The sequence below is a fragment of the Pseudoalteromonas sp. L1 genome, assembly GCF_021728095.1.
GTDB lineage: Bacteria > Pseudomonadota > Gammaproteobacteria > Enterobacterales > Alteromonadaceae > Pseudoalteromonas.
This window is the reverse complement of sequence record NZ_JAKKCT010000002.1, coordinates 247,004-264,047: the sequence shown is the minus strand read 5'-3', so window position 1 is coordinate 264,047 and position 17,044 is coordinate 247,004. Positions and strand designations below refer to the sequence as shown.

15 protein-coding genes are annotated in these 17,044 nt (G+C 39.8%); 13 read left to right on the top strand and 2 right to left on the bottom strand.

All coding sequences use genetic code 11. From position 1 onward, the window contains the following. Positions 1-49 precede the first annotated feature (49 nt). Genes L3V38_RS07415 through L3V38_RS07405 form a run of 3 tightly spaced genes read left to right on the top strand, consistent with a single transcriptional unit; the run spans position 50 to position 3,662 of the window. Positions 50-1,939 (top strand): methyl-accepting chemotaxis protein, encoded by a 1,890-nt coding sequence (locus tag L3V38_RS07415; RefSeq protein WP_237118938.1) that lies wholly within the window; start codon positions 50-52, stop codon positions 1,937-1,939. Between the two features lie 22 nt (positions 1,940-1,961). Then, positions 1,962-3,041 (top strand): GGDEF domain-containing protein, encoded by a 1,080-nt coding sequence (locus L3V38_RS07410; protein WP_237118937.1) that lies wholly within the window; start codon positions 1,962-1,964, stop codon positions 3,039-3,041. Beyond that, positions 3,042-3,662 (top strand): DsbA family protein, encoded by a 621-nt coding sequence (locus L3V38_RS07405; RefSeq protein WP_237118936.1) that lies wholly within the window; start codon positions 3,042-3,044, stop codon positions 3,660-3,662. It begins immediately after the preceding gene. Positions 3,663-3,672: 10 nt separating this feature from the next. Here the strand turns inward: L3V38_RS07405 and L3V38_RS07400 are convergent, their stop codons facing one another. After that, positions 3,673-4,032 (bottom strand): hypothetical protein, encoded by a 360-nt coding sequence (locus L3V38_RS07400; protein ID WP_237118935.1) that lies wholly within the window; start codon positions 4,030-4,032, stop codon positions 3,673-3,675. Between the two features lie 350 nt (positions 4,033-4,382). Between L3V38_RS07400 and L3V38_RS07395 the strand changes: the two genes are divergently transcribed. The 10 genes from L3V38_RS07395 (at position 4,383) to L3V38_RS07350 (ending at position 16,185) form a co-directional block, all read left to right on the top strand. Further along, positions 4,383-4,925 (top strand): DUF6795 domain-containing protein, encoded by a 543-nt coding sequence (locus L3V38_RS07395; RefSeq protein ID WP_130152213.1) that lies wholly within the window; start codon positions 4,383-4,385, stop codon positions 4,923-4,925. 30 nt (positions 4,926-4,955) lie between these two features. Continuing rightward, complete coding sequence (locus L3V38_RS07390; RefSeq protein ID WP_237118934.1) at positions 4,956-6,113, top strand: lipase family protein; 1,158 nt, start codon at positions 4,956-4,958, stop codon at positions 6,111-6,113. A 372-nt stretch (positions 6,114-6,485) separates the two neighbouring features. Next, on the top strand, positions 6,486-7,238 hold the full coding sequence (locus L3V38_RS07385) for a DUF3450 domain-containing protein (protein ID WP_237118933.1): 753 nt from the start codon (positions 6,486-6,488) through the stop codon (positions 7,236-7,238). 10 nt (positions 7,239-7,248) lie between these two features. Further along, a complete protein-coding gene (locus L3V38_RS07380; protein WP_237118932.1) occupies positions 7,249-8,616 on the top strand; it encodes a MotA/TolQ/ExbB proton channel family protein in 1,368 nt (455 codons plus the stop codon). Positions 8,617-8,619: 3 nt separating this feature from the next. After that, on the top strand, positions 8,620-9,147 hold the full coding sequence (locus L3V38_RS07375; protein WP_054552070.1) for a MotA/TolQ/ExbB proton channel family protein: 528 nt from the start codon (positions 8,620-8,622) through the stop codon (positions 9,145-9,147). A 45-nt stretch (positions 9,148-9,192) separates the two neighbouring features. After that, on the top strand, positions 9,193-9,606 hold the full coding sequence (locus L3V38_RS07370) for a biopolymer transporter ExbD (RefSeq protein ID WP_036971869.1): 414 nt from the start codon (positions 9,193-9,195) through the stop codon (positions 9,604-9,606). A gap of 12 nt (positions 9,607-9,618) precedes the next feature. Then, complete coding sequence (locus L3V38_RS07365) at positions 9,619-10,224, top strand: energy transducer TonB (RefSeq protein ID WP_062568031.1); 606 nt, start codon at positions 9,619-9,621, stop codon at positions 10,222-10,224. Between the two features lie 17 nt (positions 10,225-10,241). After that, positions 10,242-11,549: a tetratricopeptide repeat protein gene (locus L3V38_RS07360; protein ID WP_237118931.1), complete on the top strand. Its 1,308-nt coding sequence runs from the start codon at positions 10,242-10,244 to the stop codon at positions 11,547-11,549. A gap of 232 nt (positions 11,550-11,781) precedes the next feature. Continuing rightward, positions 11,782-13,386, top strand: coding sequence for a hypothetical protein (locus tag L3V38_RS07355; RefSeq protein ID WP_062568029.1), 1,605 nt, complete (start codon positions 11,782-11,784; stop codon positions 13,384-13,386). Between the two features lie 96 nt (positions 13,387-13,482). Continuing rightward, positions 13,483-16,185 (top strand): TonB-dependent receptor, encoded by a 2,703-nt coding sequence (locus L3V38_RS07350; protein WP_062568028.1) that lies wholly within the window; start codon positions 13,483-13,485, stop codon positions 16,183-16,185. 284 nt (positions 16,186-16,469) lie between these two features. Here the strand turns inward: L3V38_RS07350 and L3V38_RS07345 are convergent, their stop codons facing one another. Then, complete coding sequence (locus L3V38_RS07345) at positions 16,470-16,877, bottom strand: hypothetical protein (protein ID WP_130152207.1); 408 nt, start codon at positions 16,875-16,877, stop codon at positions 16,470-16,472. Positions 16,878-17,044: the final 167 nt, after the last annotated feature.

Genomic DNA, 17,044 nt, shown 5'->3' with positions numbered 1-17,044 from the left:
TGTTAAAAATAAACAGCTAACAACGAAAAAAATAACAAATAGGTTTGTCATGCAAAGCACTCTTAAATTTACCACCAAGGTAACTGTGGCAGCATCACTGGTTTTAGTGATAGTGCTCGGTTTATTTACCATTAACAATTTCATCTCTATGCGTAGCCAAACGCAGGAGCAGCTTTCGCTCGTTCTTCAAGAGATTTCTCAATCGGTATCGCAAAATATAGCAAATTGGCTAAACGCGAAGCTGGCTATTGTTTCATCTGTTGCCGAAACCTATCAGTTAGGAGACAGTAAAAGCCTAACACTGACACAGCTAAACACAGCGGATAAAGCAGGCGATTTTAAAAACACCTACATTGGTATTACCGATGGTACCTTTGTTTTGAATGACCAATCAGTTGTATTACCACCTGATTACGATGCCACGACCCGCCCGTGGTACAAGCTTGTTGAAAACAAAACAAACACCGCATTTACTGCACCTTATATTGATGTAACCACTAACGAGCTAACTATTTCTGCTGTTGCGCCTATGCAAGCCAATGGTGTTTTTAGTGGGGTTGCAGGTGCCGATATCGATATGAAAACCATTACAAAGATCGTTAACGAAATTGACTTTTTAGGGTTTGGTTATGGCTTTTTACTCGACAGTGAAGGGCGCATATTAAGCCACCCAGACACAAAGTTTAATGATAAGAACATGCGCGATTTGTTTGGTAAAAGCCTGTCTTTACAATCTGAGTTTGTTGAAGTGCAAGTTGGTGGTTTAGAAAAACTCGTGTCGTTCACTAAAATAAAAGGAATTCAAAACGTTGACTGGTATTTAGGTGTGGTGATCAACGAAGAAATTGCTTACTCATCGGTGGCCTCATTTAGAAACATGGCGGCCATTTATATGTTAATCGGTATCGCCGCCATTGTGCTAATGATGCAGTTTTTACTTCGTTATTTAATGCGACCAATGCAGCGTTTAAACGATGCCATTAAAGACATTGCTCAAGGTGAAGGGGACTTGACCCGCCGCCTTGAGGTTGAAAACAATGATGAGTTTGGTGAACTAAGTCACTACTTTAATGCTTTTATTGAAAAAATTCATGGCTCTATCGAGCAAGTTAAAAACACCACAGTAGAGTTAGAGCGCCTGGTAGAGAGCTTGGTTAATCAAACCCAAGGCACATTAGCTATGTACGCAGATCAAACTAAACGTACTGATAACGTGGCAACTGCAATTAACGAGCTTACTTCAAGTGCAGTGGAAATATCCAACAGTGCAAGTCATGCATCAACACTTGCTACAAATGCTAATAACCAATCGCTTCAAAGTCAGGCTGCACTGGCAGATAACCTTGCTGCAATTAATGCACTGTCACGCAATATGGAACAAGCACAAAAAACAATCAACAGCCTAGATGCACATACCGTAAGCATTGGTCAGATCCTTGAAGTGATTAAAGGGGTGAGTGAGCAAACTAATTTACTGGCACTAAATGCTGCGATTGAAGCTGCCAGGGCTGGTGAAGCAGGGCGAGGCTTTGCTGTTGTGGCAGATGAAGTGCGTCAGTTAGCACATCGTACACAACAATCGACGCAAGAAATTGAAGAGATGATTTCGCAGCTTCAGCAGGGTTCTGCCTCGGCAGTAGAAGTAATGACTGCGAGTATAAAAGACAGTGAAAAAAGTGTGGCACAAGCCAATGTTGCGGGCGAAAAAATGTCTGAAGTCACCCATGCTATAGAGTCAATAGATGAAGTAAATCATAGTGTTGCTAACGCTACGACGGAACAAAATCATGTTATACAGAGCCTCGATAGTGATATTCACTCAATTAGTGAGTTGTCTAACCAAGGTCAAAACAACTTAAATAACACCTTGAATGAGTGCACTAAACTCAAAGCACAGTTTTATGAGCTAGAAAAGCTCGTGTTAACCTTTAAAGTTTAATTAACAACGGAATTATACTGTATTGGACCAAAATTGGCTTACAGCCGTAACCACAAAAACCGTTGACACGGCGGATAAACAACGCCGTGCCTTTACCTTGTTTACAATGGCATTTTTTGCACTTGTATTGATTACATCGTTAGTCATTTCTAATTTCCATATTTATGAAATGCCACTAACTGTGATGTTAATTGTTAGTGATATAACAATCGTGCTTTGTTTGTTGTATTACTTTAAAACAGGCAACCTAATGACAATTGCCTGTATTATTATGTCGATCGTTTTACTTTTGTGTATTTCTCTTATCTACACTGGAGGAAAAGAGAATACAGCTCTTTATTGGGTTATGTTTTACCCTGTGGTTTCTTATGTCACATTGGGGTTGATGTTTGGCAGTGCATTAATGGCTGTGATGTATATCAGTACTTTATTAATGCTATTTGGCCCCAACTTTGGGCAAGTGCAGTATGGCGATGTTGAAGTTTCTCGTTTTTTGGCCTCATTTTCGCTGGTTATTTTATTTTCTGCGATAAGTGAATACTTTAGAAAAAAGAGCCATCAAAAAATTGCAGATATTACATTGATAGAGAAGCGAGATGCATTAACCGATCCCCTAACTGGCCTTGCCAATCGGCGTTATATTTATGAACACATTCAGCCAAGGCTTGATACAGAAGCGAACAGTTATTTACCTATGTCTGTGTTATTAATCGACCTAGACAACTTTAAAGTGCTCAATGACACCTATGGCCATGACTTTGGCGACCAGGTTTTAATTGCCTTTACCTCCATGCTTCACGATAAACTACGTGGCACAGATATAAAAGCACGCTATGGCGGTGAAGAATTTATGATTCTATTACCAAAAGCAAGTTTGAAAACAGCCCATGGTGTTGCTGAAAAACTACGTGAATACGTATCAAATAAGCAAATAGCTTATGATGTTGGCCAGTCTATTTCTATTACTTGCAGTATTGGTATTGCAAACCTTGAACAGGGTAGCCAATTTAGTAAAGCGATAAAGCAAGCTGATGATAATTTGTATAAAGCCAAAGCAAAAGGGCGTAATGTGGTGGTGTCTGATTTCCATGAGGTGAGCTAAATGGCAAAGCTGATTTATGTATATGACCCAATGTGCAGTTGGTGCTGGGGTTATAGAGAAAGCTGGTTAAAACTGAAAGAAGCCCTAGGGGATAAACTCGCTATTGAATATAAAGTGGGTGGTCTTGCACCTGATTCTGATGAACCAATGCCTGAAGATATGCAGCAATTTTTACAGCAAACATGGCAACGTATAGAACAGCAGCTTGGCACTAATTTTAATCATAACTTTTGGTTGAATACTCAACCACGCCGCTCAACTTACCCTGCATGCCGTGCTGTGCTTGTTGCAAGGCAATACAACAAAGAGCTTGAGATGCTCTATGCAATTCAAAAAGCCTACTACCTAAATGCACAAAACCCATCTGACATAAGCACGCTTGCCAATCTAGCCGAGCAAATTGGTTTAGCAAAAAACACCTTTATTACAGAAATTCAAAGTGAAAAAATCAATTCTTTACTAATGAATGAAATAAACGAGGTTAGGAGCTTGCCTGTCCAAGGTTTTCCGTCTTTAGTTATTGAAAATAAAGGAAGTTACTATGCTGTGCCTGTTAATTATCAAGACTGGCAAAGCACTTACCAGCAGGTTATGCAATTTGTGTCAGTGCCACCAAATTAAAGAATAACAGTCAATTTAAATAAAAATATGCCATAAGGCATGCCAATAAAAACATTGAGCTAAATGTTATAAATAAAACATAATAAAGCTTAAACCAAATCTGCAAGTTTTTGGGAACATTTTCTTTTTTCTCCATTACTTTATAGCGTTTTGCATACCTGTCGAATAGAAAGATAGAACCATAGTGCAATGCGCCGCTACCAGCAGTTATGATATTTAATGAGTAAAAACGATTACCATCATCAAGAGTATCCTCTATTAGCTGAGTTTTCTTATCTTTTATAGCTATTAGCATTGGTAATATTATAAAAAAGAAAAGGCCAGCTGATGTAAGAAATAGAGTTAAAAACCACACCTTAAGAGGTTCCATTGCTTTTCAACAACCTCATATATTAACTTGCCTGTAACTATACTACACCACAAAATAATGTTCCTTCAAAAGGTAAAACCAAAAAATTACATTACATTATTGTATAACCTCCAAGTTAGCCTAGCCCTGCACCTTTGTCTGTCTCAACATATTTAGCCTAGTACAAGCTTACTAATTTCATTCTGTGTAATTTTAGTGCAACATAATTTATTACATCACTCTAAAATTGATTGCATATTTTCACCTAGACTATAAAATGCTGACAATATTGACATGGAATGTGGATATTCTGCGTACAACACTTTTTTACGCAATACCTCGTAATTCCATTTATAAATTAAGAGGTTCAAATGTCACTCATCGATAAACTCCAATCCTTTAGCACAATAATTCAGCCTCTTTTAGATAAGTTTGGCACATATAAAGTGCATTTGTGTCCAGAGGTTACAGGCCGCTTAACAAATAATGGTGAACCTTTGGCCAACGTAAAAATTGAGCGTGGTTTATATTTTTGTGACGGAAAAGCAAGAAAAGATGCGACTTACACAGACGCTCATGGAAACTTTAATTTTCCTGAATGGATAATACGTTCTGATCAACCAGGTATTCCTTTCGTCGATATGAGAACTGCCCAACAGATTAAATTTTTTTATAAGAGGCAGGAATATTTATTATGGGCGGCAACCCTATACAGCATACACCCTATGCATGAATACTCGCAAAAATTAAAGGAATTAAACGGAGATATTAATAATAAAGAAGTCTTTTTTAAGTTTGATAATCCAGAGCAACCAAACTTATTGCTTACAGGTTCATCAATTTGTAGGTGGGATAAAGACTTCACTATAATTGACCCACAGCAAATTATTGATGAAGCTAATAATTTAAACTAGAAATTCAACATTTTATTACGGAAGATAAATATGATTTCATTACAACCAACACAAGCAGCACATTTTGCCAACATTGCCTATGCAACTCTTGAGCAGGGCGGATTAAAAACTTCTGCTAGCTACCCCTATCTAAGCCCTTTATTTAATTTTGATAACAACAATATTACAGGTATCAGTGGCTCTATTTTAGAACGAATTTTTCGGCACCAAACTCCATTTGGCTGTATTGCTAAAGGAAGAACAGGGGCGTTTAAAGATCATTATGTACTAGCACTTCGTGGTACAGCAAAAATGCGCGATTGTCTTACTGATTTACATTGCGGTGTCGCAACAGGACCTAATAATCAGAGTGTACATGCGGGATTTAATCAAACTTTTAATTCACTTAAATCACAACTGGAGCAATACTTTTCGCAAAACCCTACGGCACCAGTCCATGTTGTTGGCCACAGCTTAGGTGGAGCGTTGGCGAATTTAGCCGCTAATTGGCTAAAACAACGCTTTAAAGTACCTGTGAAACTGTATACTTTTGGTGCACCTAGAGTTGGTTTTTTAAGTTTTGCAAGTCATACTGAGAAAGCGTTACAAGGCGTATATCGCTGTGTTCACGCAGGTGATCCCGTACCTATGGTGCCTGTTTGGCCTTTTGTACACACCACAGACGAATATATTTTAAATTCGGCACAGAATATCTCTCCTGGTGCACATAGTATGACTAACCCGACCCCTGGATATTTAAATACGGCATCAAAATACAAAAGCTATGCTGATATTCAAAAAGGGTTTGAGTTACGTCACCAAGAAGCTATTCGCCTTGATTTTGAAAAACGTCATCAAGCTCACTTTTCTGTTCGCTGGGCCAAAAAGATAGGCGCCGCGCTGCTCGACTTTTTAAATAAAAAAGGTGTATTACATTCGATACAAGCAAGTGTAACGGGCTTACTCACTATTTATGATGCTATTGCGACCTATTTAGCAAATGAGATAGAAACAACTCAGGCCTATGCAGCTGAAGTAAAAGGGATAGTGGGTCATATGTATGTATTCTGTGGCCTGCCCGCAGGAAAGTTCATAGATTTTAGTTACCGTGGTATTCGCTTGATTTTTAAGAAGATGCTTATGAAACTTTCTCAATTAGCTAAATTTTCAATAGAAATGGCTAGTCATACAGCTCCTCTACTTGTATAAACTTATCATATGCCAGCAGTTACTAGTGCTGGCATATTTAAAACAACTTCTATTATCAAAAGACATAACTTTGTGAAAAATATCTGTTGGTCGCGCTCTATAGTTGATTAAACTAACTTCAACCCAAGCGGAATTTGTTATCACTTTTCTTAACTGTAACCCCAAATAATAATCCCATAGTCTAAACAAAATAACCCTTAAACTTCATACCAGTATCACTTCCTTTTTAGCCTAATATAAACGAATTGTTACAGCTGTCATATTTTTGTATTTTTTGCGCAACATGCTTGTCATTTTTCATCGTTATCCTTTCGCACATTAAAACAAACCCACTAGCAAATTAAGCTAACTTAACGAGTAAAGGTGTATGCGATGAAAGGCGTTAAACCACTGATTTTAGCAGGTATTGTAGCGGCATCGGCAGCAGTACATGCAAACGATCTAGATAAAGTAATTGATAAAAGCAGCGAAATAAACAACTCTGCCGCGCAATCACAAACTAAAATCGACAAGATTGCAGATTCAATGCAAGGTCGTTTACAACAATTCAAAGCCCTTAATAAAGAAATTGATGGCTTAACTGTTTATAACGCGCAGCTAACTAAGCAATTAAACAATCAAATTGCAGAAATGGACGCGTTAAACGAGTCAATGGATCAGGTATCAGTTATTGAGCGTCAAATCACGCCGTTAATGATGCGCATGATCACAGGTCTTGAGCAATTTGTTGCACTAGACGTGCCTTTCTTAACTGAAGAACGTAGCAAGCGTATTGCTTCATTAAAAGAAATGATGGACCGCGCAGACATCACTTCAAGTGAAAAATTCCGCCGCTTACTTGAAGCTTACCAAGTTGAAGTAGATTACGGTCGCACTATTGAAGCGTATACATCATTACTTAATGTAGATGGCCAAGAACGCGAAGTAGATTTCTTACGCATCGGTCGTTTAGAACTTATTTATTTAACACGCGACGGCAAAAAAGCAGGTAGCTGGGACACACAAACAAAATCGTTTGTTGAATTGCCAGATTCTGCAATCAGCCAAATCAATAAAGGTTTACGCATTGCACGTAAGCAACTTGCCCCAGATATGTTAACACTGCCAGTCCACGCTGCTGAATAAGAGGTTTGAGATGAAATTATTAACGAAAATGACAAAAATGGCCGTGTTTGCAGCTGGCGTTGGTTTTGCTGGTAGCAGTCTAGCGGCTGAGCCAATGGATTTAGATTCATTACTAAAAACATTAGAGCAAGGTAAAGCTCAGCAAAGCGTTGAGAATAAACAACGTGAGCAAGCGTTCATGGCGCGTCAAAACGAACAAGTACAAATGCTTAAAGATACACAAGCAAAACGTACTGCAATGCTTAACGAGTCTGAACGTTTAGAAACTCAGTTTGAAGAGAACGAAGTAAAGCTAGCTAACTTAACCGAAACACTTTCAAACCGCATGGGCTCACTTAAAGAGCTATTCGGTGTGTTACAACAAGTAGCGGGCGATTCAAGCAACAAATTCATGACGTCAGTTGTTTCTGCAGAGCTTCCTGGTCGTAGTAACTTCATGGATGAGCTAGCACAAAAAATGGGTTCAACTTCAAAGCTTGCTTCTATCGATGATATCGAAAAAGTATGGTTTGAATTACAACGCGAAATGACTGAACAAGGTAAAGTATCTCGCTTTACAACAGATGTTATCGTTGAAGGTGGCAGCAAAGCACAAAAAGAAGTGGTGCGTGTTGGTGCATTTAACTTAATCGCTGATGGTAAATACCTAGAGTACACACCGGCTACAAATACAATTAGCCAGCTTACACGTCAGCCTAGCAGTCGCTACACAGCAACTGCGACTGACTTACAACAAGCAAATTCAGGTGTTGTACCGTTCGCGCTTGACCCTACAGGTGGTTCAATCTTAGGTCTTTTAGTACAAGCACCAGATACTGAAGAGCAAGTTCACCAAGGTGGTACGGTTGGTTACATCATCTTAGGTGTTGGTTTAATCGCTTTACTAATCGCACTTGAGCGTTTTGTATCTCTGATGATTATGGGTAGAAAAATTCGTCGTCAGCTTAAAGACACAGTGGCACGTGATGACAACCCACTTGGTCGCGTAATGAAAGTGAAAGATCAGTACCCAGATGTAGCGTATGACACGCTTGAACTTAAATTAAGCGAAGCAATCATTCGTGAAATGCCAAAAATTACTCGTAACCTGACGCTAATCAAGATTATCTCTGTGGTAGCACCGCTACTGGGTCTACTAGGTACAGTAACCGGTATGATTAACACCTTCCAAGCAATTACTTTGTTCGGTACAGGTGACCCTAAACTAATGGCGGGTGGTATTTCTCAGGCACTTGTAACAACGGTACTTGGTCTGGTTGTGGCTATCCCTACAGTATTCTTATACACACTTCTTAACACGCGCTCTAAAAACATGCTGTTGATTTTACAAGAGCAAAGCGCAGGTATCATCGCAGAGCGAAGCGAGAAAGGAGCATAAATCATGGTGCTATTGATTGATGCAATCAATGCTCTACGTGATTTCCTCGACACAGGTGGCCAAGTTCTCTTGGTCATCGGGGTGCTCATCTTCGCGATGTGGTTATTGATACTTGAGCGTTTTATGTACTTCTTTGGTGGCTTTAAACGCTACAAGAAAGACGTAAAAAGTACTTGGAGCAATAGAGCAGAGCGTAACAGCTGGAACGCAGAGCAAATTCGCCAAGCGATGATTTCACGCGCTGGCATGCAACTAAATAATAACCTTGCGCTTATCAACGTAATGGTTGCGTTATGTCCACTTTTAGGTCTGTTAGGTACCGTAACCGGCATGATCGAAGTATTTGATGTAATGGCAATCACAGGCACAGGCAGTGCACGTTCGATGGCATCAGGGGTGTCTAAAGCCACTATCCCAACAATGGCCGGCATGGTGGGTGCACTTTCAGGGGTATTCGCCTCAACGTTTTTACAACGTCGTGCAAAACGCGAAGTGCAATTACTTGAAGACAACATGGTCTTAGACCACTAAACGAATTTTAGGGTGATGTGAGCATCACCCACTAGGAGACTAACAATGAGAGCGCCACTAGGTAACTTATTTCAAGAAGACGACGCAGAAGAAATCAACATGACGCCAATGCTAGACGTTGTTTTCATCATGCTTATCTTCTTTATCGTAACAGCATCTTTTGTAAAAGAAGCCGGTATTGATGTAAACCGTCCTGAAGCGGCAACAGCAGTTAAAAAAGAGCGTGCCAACATCTTAGTTGCTATTTCTGACAAAGGTGAAATTTGGATCAACAAACGCCAAGTAGATGTTCGTGCAGTTCAAGCAAATATCGAGCGCTTAAAAGCTGAAAACCCACAAGGTAGCGTGGTTATTCAAGCAGATAAGAAAGCCACAACCGATGTACTTATTAAAGTAATGGATGCATCGCGAGCTGCAGGCGCATTTGATGTGTCGATTGCTGCGCAAGAAGCATCATAAGGAATGTGAGCGATGCGTTATATAGTTGCATTAATCATCGCGGGTATCGTGACTGTCATGCTGTTTTTAGGCATGCAGGCACTGATCACCGGTGGTGAAGGGGCCATGTCTGAGCCCGTAAAAGGAAACGTACTTGATTTTGTTCGTCTGAAAAAAGAAGAGACAGTGCAAAAGAAAGAACGTAAACCGCAAAAGCCACCAACGCCAAAAGAGCCACCTCCGCCAATGGAATCACCGCAAATGCAAAACAGTGATCCTAACGCGAGCAATGCGAACTTTGACTTTGGTGCCAGTGTTGAAGCCGACGTTAACTTAGCCGGTGGCTTAGCCCTTGAATCAAGCGACGGTGAATACCTACCGATTGTAAAAGTAGCGCCTGTTTATCCGCGCCGAGCTTTATCGCGTGGTATCGAAGGTTATGTGATTGTTGAGTTTACAGTAACTAAACAAGGCACAGTACGTGACCCGAAAGTAGTGAAAGCTGAACCTGAGTCACTGTTTGACCGCGCTGCGATGGATGCAGCACTTAAATTTAAATATAAACCGCGCGTTGTTAACGGTGAAGCTGTTGAAGTAGCGGGCGTACAGAACAAAATTTCTTTCCAAATTAACGGTTAGAAAAGAGGAATGCGATTATGAAACCTTTAAAAGTTGCCGTGATTTGCGCGGCTGCTTTCACTAGCAGCCTAGTATTACCAAGCATTGTTAGCATGTTACCAGGTGCCACACTGGCAACAGCTTACGCTGAGGAGCAAAAAACTAAACGCGTACCTGCACTGCGCGAAAAAGTGTATAGCCAATTAGCGCGTGCACAAAAGTTGGCAGATGATGGTGATGCACAAGCAGGATTAGCAGCCCTTGATAGTATTCAAGAGCGCTCTTCTAGCATGAACTCGTATGAAATTGCCATGATGCATAATTTCTACGGTTTTATTTACTACAACGAAAACGACTTAGATAAAGCAATTGCCTCGTTTGAAAAAGTAGTAAACGAAGATGCAATTCCAGAAACATTACGTCTAAGCACCACCTTTAGCTTAGCGCAACTTGCGATGGCTAATAGCGATTACGAAAAGGTAATCAAATATTTAGCGCAGTGGGATGTGATTAACGACAAACCTAAAACAGATGCTTATTACGTATTGAAATCTCAAGCGTATTATCAGCTTAAAGATTACCAAAAAGGCATTGAAAACATTAATCTTGCTATCGCAGAAGCTGACAGCAAAGGTGAAATGCCAAAAGAAAACTGGCTAATTTTACAACGTGCTATGTACTACTCACTTAATCAATCTGACAAAGTGGTCGAGGTACTTGAGCGTTTAGTGAAGCTTTACAACAAGCCAGAGTATTGGGTTCAATTAGGTGGTATGTACGGTGAAACAGGCGCAGAAAAAGAGCAGTTAGCGGTTTTAGAAGCGGCATATCAGCAAGGCTTTTTAACATCTAAATCTGATTTACGCCAATTATCGCAAGTGTATTTATACAATGGCCTTGCTTATAAAGCGGCGAGTGTAATGAGCAAAGCGATGCAAGATGGTATTGCCGAGCAGTCAGCAAAAAACTACGCATTCGTAGCCGAGGCTATGGTACAAGCAAAAGAGGCTGAAAAGTCGCTTACTTATTTTGCTAAGGCTGCTGATTTAGTAACGCACGGTCAGTACGAACAACGTATCGCAGAGGTGAGCATTAACCTTGAAAAATACGAAGAAGCAGCGGATGCAGCGCGTAAAGCACTTGATAAAGGCGGCTTAGAGTTTGAATCCAATGTGTATGTAGCTCTAGGTATGGCGCAATATAACTTACAAAACTTTGATGCCTCGATTTTAGCGTTTGAGCAAGCGGAAAAACACAAAAAATCACAGCGTTTAGCTGAGCAATGGATCAAGTATGTGAAGCGTGAAAAAGTGCACGCCGAAACACTACGTACCGCTTTACTCTAAATCGAATTCAACAGGTAAGCGTACAAAAGAACTCATTTATAATCGCAACACCAAAGCTGCCTTCGGGCGGCTTTTTTCGGTTCCTCAATTTTACTTAACCCTCTAATTTTAAAGTCAATTACATTGTCATTTTATGTTTATGAAAATGTAACTCGCCTGTAACAAACTGTCAGTATCTTAAGTCTTAGTTTTTTAAAGCTTAACAATAATCGAAATTCAACGGAGTACAATAATGAAACTATCTGACTTATTTAAGGTCAGCCTGCTTGCTTCTGCAGTAACACTGACAGCGTGTGGCGGCGATATCGAAATCACACCAACGGTAAATGACAACAGCACTAATACTGATAATAGTACTAATAACTCAAACAACAATACTGATAATGGTTCAAACGATGATTTTGAATGTGCTAGCTATGAGTCAGATGCTGGTACTGTTCAAGGTGTTTTCGATGGTAAAGATTGTACTTACAATGATTCTTTCGCAAGTAAATCAATAGAAATTACAAGTAATATCACATTCCAAGAAATCCCTGATGGCGGTGTTCATTTATTTGCTGATGCTTTATTAATTGGTCAAGATGGCGACACAACAAGTGGTTTTGAAGTGCCTCAAAATGGACCTACTTTAACAGTAGAGCCAGGTGCCACACTTGCTTTTCAGTCTGGAGAAGCAATAATCCGAATCGCCCGTGGCGCTAAAATTCAAGCGAACGGTACTGAATCTAAACCTATTACTTTCACATCTGCCAATGCGTTTGATCGTTTCGATAGCACAGGCAATGGCCCGCGTTACGCTGATTGGGGCGGTATCATTATCAACGGTAATGGTATTACTGACCAATGTACTGATGCAGAGCGCGCTGCAAGCACCTGTAATGTACCTTCTGAGGGTATAACAAGTTATTTTGGTGGTAATGATAACGCAGATTCAAGTGGTAGCATCAAGTGGGCTAAAATTTGGTACGCAGGTTCAGGCCCTAAAGTAGGTGGTGAAGGTGACGACCTTAACTCACTAACTCTTAACGCGGTAGGTTCAGGTTCTGCGTTTGATTATTTACATATTCACCAGGGCTTTGATGATGGTATCGAGTTCTTCGGTGGTGCTGCGACAATTAAACATATTGTTGTGACTGATACACAAGATGATTCATTTGACTTTGATGCAGGTTGGCAAGGTAAGGGTCAATTCCTCTTTATCAAACATGGCACTGTAACGCTTGCTGATGGCACAGTTGCAAACATGGGTAACAATGGGTTTGAGTCAGATGGTGTTAAAGGTGAGTCTTCTGCTGAAGTAGCACCAAGTAACCCTACGCTAGCGAACATCACGGTTATTACGACTGATGGAAAATCAGTACGTGATGATGACCCTTCACAAGCCTTTAAATTTGATGATGAATTTAATGCTAATATCTACAATGCATTGATATTTAAGAAAAATGCAGTGGATTCAAGCTGTATCGAATTTTCTTCTGATGGTGAAAAGCAAGCTGATAAAATTGCATTTAATAGTTCAGTTATGGCGTGTTCATCAAACTTCGCAGATACAGACACATTTGCAGGCGGCCCTTTAGCAGGTCAAACAAAAGCATCATGGTTTGAAAACAGCGCTAGCAATGAAATTTTAACTGATGATGTTGCAGTATTTGCTGATAATGAGTTTGCGACTAATACAGCCTCTACAGATGTAACTATCTCTGCGAATGACTTATCTATGCTTAACGATAGCTTTTTCGAAACGGTTGATTACATCGGTGCAGTATCTGATCAAGATACTAGCTCAAGCTGGTACAAATGGGTAGAAACTGCACTAGCAGCTGCTGCTCAAGACTAATACCTGCTCATTTAGAGTTATGAAATGTAGGCGCCATAATGCTTATTTCAAAGCAACTGGCGCCTGTTTTTTATCAAATTGATTAGGATGTAAATCATGTCAAAACAACATAGGCTGAGTAAACTTTCACTCGCAATTGGCCTGGGATTGTTTGTCCACACTAGTTATGTAAGTGCAGCTGAAGAACAACTCGAAAATAACGAAATTGAAGAAGTTGTTGCTGTGGGCACACGCCTTCAAGGTAGTGCTGCTGCGGTCGTTGAAGAACGAAAAAATCAAGCTTTTGTTGCGGATATTCTCGGTGCTGAACAACTTTCAAGAACGGGCGATAGTGATGCCGCATCAGCACTTCGTCGTGTTACTGGCCTAACACTCGTAGATGGTAAATTTATTTATGTGCGTGGTTTAGGTGAGCGTTATTCCAGTGCTCGTTTAAACGGTGCATATGTCCCAAGCCCTGATTTAACTCGTAACGTACTACCATTAGATATATTCCCTGCGAGTATTATTGAAAGTATGGCTGTACAGAAGGCCTACTCACCAGATATGCCTGCTGCATTTGGTGGTGGTAACATAGATATTCGTACTAAATCTATTCCAACAGAATTTACTGCGGGCGTTGAGCTTGGAGTAGGGTATAACACTTCAGCAGATGATGGGTATACCTATTCAGGTTCAGATAGTGGCATACCACAGGCGTTAAAAGACGCTATTGTGCGATACCATGGTAACTTCAGTGTCAGCAATATTGTTAACAGAGATCTATTAGTTGATAGTGAGCAAGGAACTCGTGCCGAGCAAGCGACAGCAATTAACAATCAATTACTAAAATCGTTGCCACGAAATTATGCGTTAGAAAAAGACTCTATTGATCCTGAATATGGTGTTAAAGCACATTTAGGTAATAGCTTTGAGGAGTCTTATTTCGGTGGAAAAATTGGTTTTTTACTCTCGGGTGCGTATGCCAATGAATGGGATTCTAGAACACAGTTCTCATCTGTTATTACACAAGACCAAGAAGATTTAGAAAACTGTTCAACGACATTGAAAACCGCTGATGATGTGGCTTCGTCTTGTTACAATACATTAAAAGACTCTACAGTTACTACTGAAAATGAGCGCTATAACTTAACAGGTAGTATTGGTTATTCGTATAAAACGCACAGTATTTCAGCACAGCATTTATACATTGTCGATAACGAAGATGAAACTGAAGTGTCAATTTCTCAAAGCCCTGCAGGCAGCTCTACATTTAGTATTGCAGGGAATGGCATTGCAAACCGTAATCATGAGTTTAATCTTGAACAAAGAGAGTTAAATGTTAGCCAATTTTTAGGTCAACATACTTTTCTTGATTACTGGGGGATTGGCTTTGATTGGCAATACACTCGTTCTGAAGCAACAACAGATATCCCAACTAATGCGGACTACAAATTCAGAGATCAATACGATAGTGAAGGAAACTACGCAGGTTCGACAATTACAGGTGATGACAACCGTGTAATCATGTCTTATACAGACATGGAAGAGCATGTGACGTCATATGGTGGCAACTTTAACTTGCCACTTAGTTTTGATGCTCTGGATATTGAATTTAAGCTTGGTTATGACTTCTCAGATAGAGCCCGTGTTTATAACACGTCAAGCTTTACCATTAATAACAGCTCAGGTTCGCCTATATCGATTAACGACGGTACAAATGATCCGCTTGCAAACAGTGGCTACTTATCTGATGAATTTATTGATAATAATGGCGTCTTAGTTGACTTTAATGAACCTACAGCACCTGATGCCGATGATTATATCGCTGCACAAAAAATAGATGCAGGCTACGCCTCATTTGATGTTATTTATGAACAGTGGTTACGTATAAGTGGTGGTGTTCGTTATGAGCAGTTCCGGCAAACATCGGTTGGTACGTCAAGTTTAATCTTTGATGGTGACGATCTGCAAAATATTTGGTCTCCAGAGAATATTGAAGATGGTACTATTATTGAAGATGATTGGTATCCTGCACTGTCATTAACTTACCTCGGTGGTGAAAATTATCAAATTCGTGCAGGTTATGGTGAAACGGTCGTACGTCCTGATTTTCGTGAAGTTGTACCTGTCACTTACTTTGACCCACTCACTGATATTCGTACTTTTGGGCGTGTAGGACTTAAAAGCAGCCCAATTAAGAACTATGACTTACGTTATGAATATTACGGTGAGGCGGGTAATTCATTTAGTGTGGCTGCATTCTATAAAGATATCCAAGCACCAATCGAAACTGTATTAAGAGTTGGTGATGATGACTACTCGGCTAGCTTTGTAAACGGCGAAACAGCAGAAGTATACGGTGTAGAAGCTGAGTGGTTACAAGATCTTACAATGGTAACTGAAGGTCTATTTACCAGCGGTAATATCACATTGAGTGACTCAGAAGCGACGATAGATCCTGCATTTGCTGGCAACTTAACGAATCCTAAAAAGCGTATGACAGGTCACTCACAATACGTTGTTAATATGCAGCTTAACTATGATTCGCCTGATGGTATTCATAGTGCTTCGCTAGTGTACAACGTATTTGGTGAGCGCATACTTGCTGCAGGCGTTGCAGGACGTGATGATGCTTATGAGCAACCCTTTAATTCATTGGATTTAGTTTATACTTGGTATCCTGATTTTAATTCTAAAGTTAAATTCAAAGTGCAAAACTTACTCAATGAGGATAAAGAAGTGACTCAGTCAGATATTATTGTGCGTTCTCGTGATGAAGGCACAGAGCTAAGTATCAGTTATTCTTACGAGTTTTAACTTACTCTAGCCAAGGAAGGATATAATAATAAATCCTAACATTAATTTAGCCCTGCAATAGCAGGGCTTTTTTATTTTTGTAGAGGGATTTATGTTGCAACTATTTAAGCTAACTAGCAAAGTTAGCTACATCACTTTTGTAAAATCATTTTTCGGTCAGTGATTCTATTATTGAGACGTTTTTAATAAGCTTAGGATTTAAAAGGCAGGTAAAAAATAGTGGCTAGATTACAAATACAATTACAGGATAAGAACCCAGAAAGCACTGGGTTCTTTTCTAAATTCTAATTACCACATTTTATGCTTGCATAGAGTGGGTAACACTGGTTTTTGCTCCCCGTGCTTTTTGAAACCCATGCGCTATCATACCAGTCGTATTCTGCATAAGAAGATTCATCTTCGCCACATTTTACGCTACTTCCTGTTACTTCCTCTTTATGACCTTGCTCTTTGCAAAACTGGTTGCCAGATAATGAGCCTACGAAAAAGTTTCTATAACTGTTATTTACTCTAACTACTGGGTTTAGGTAAGTTGCAGTAGATAGGCTTGTTGCAGAACCCGCCACTTGCTCGACACTGGTTGTAGAGCGTGTGAAAGATGTATTTGCCTCCACATCAATTTCGTTAGTGTTTGCAGAAACTCCACAAGATAGCAAAGCCGCAATTAGACCAGAAAAGTATAGCTTTTTCATTTATTTGATTCCTTTTTAAAAATAAAAAATACACAGTACTTCCTACTACAAAGTGCGAAATGATTATGAATCTTGTTTATGGCATTTGTATTAATTGCATTAAGAAATCAGCTCAGTTTTTACATCATAAGTGAATAGAGTTCGCTAGAGCTGGAAAAAGTATGAGC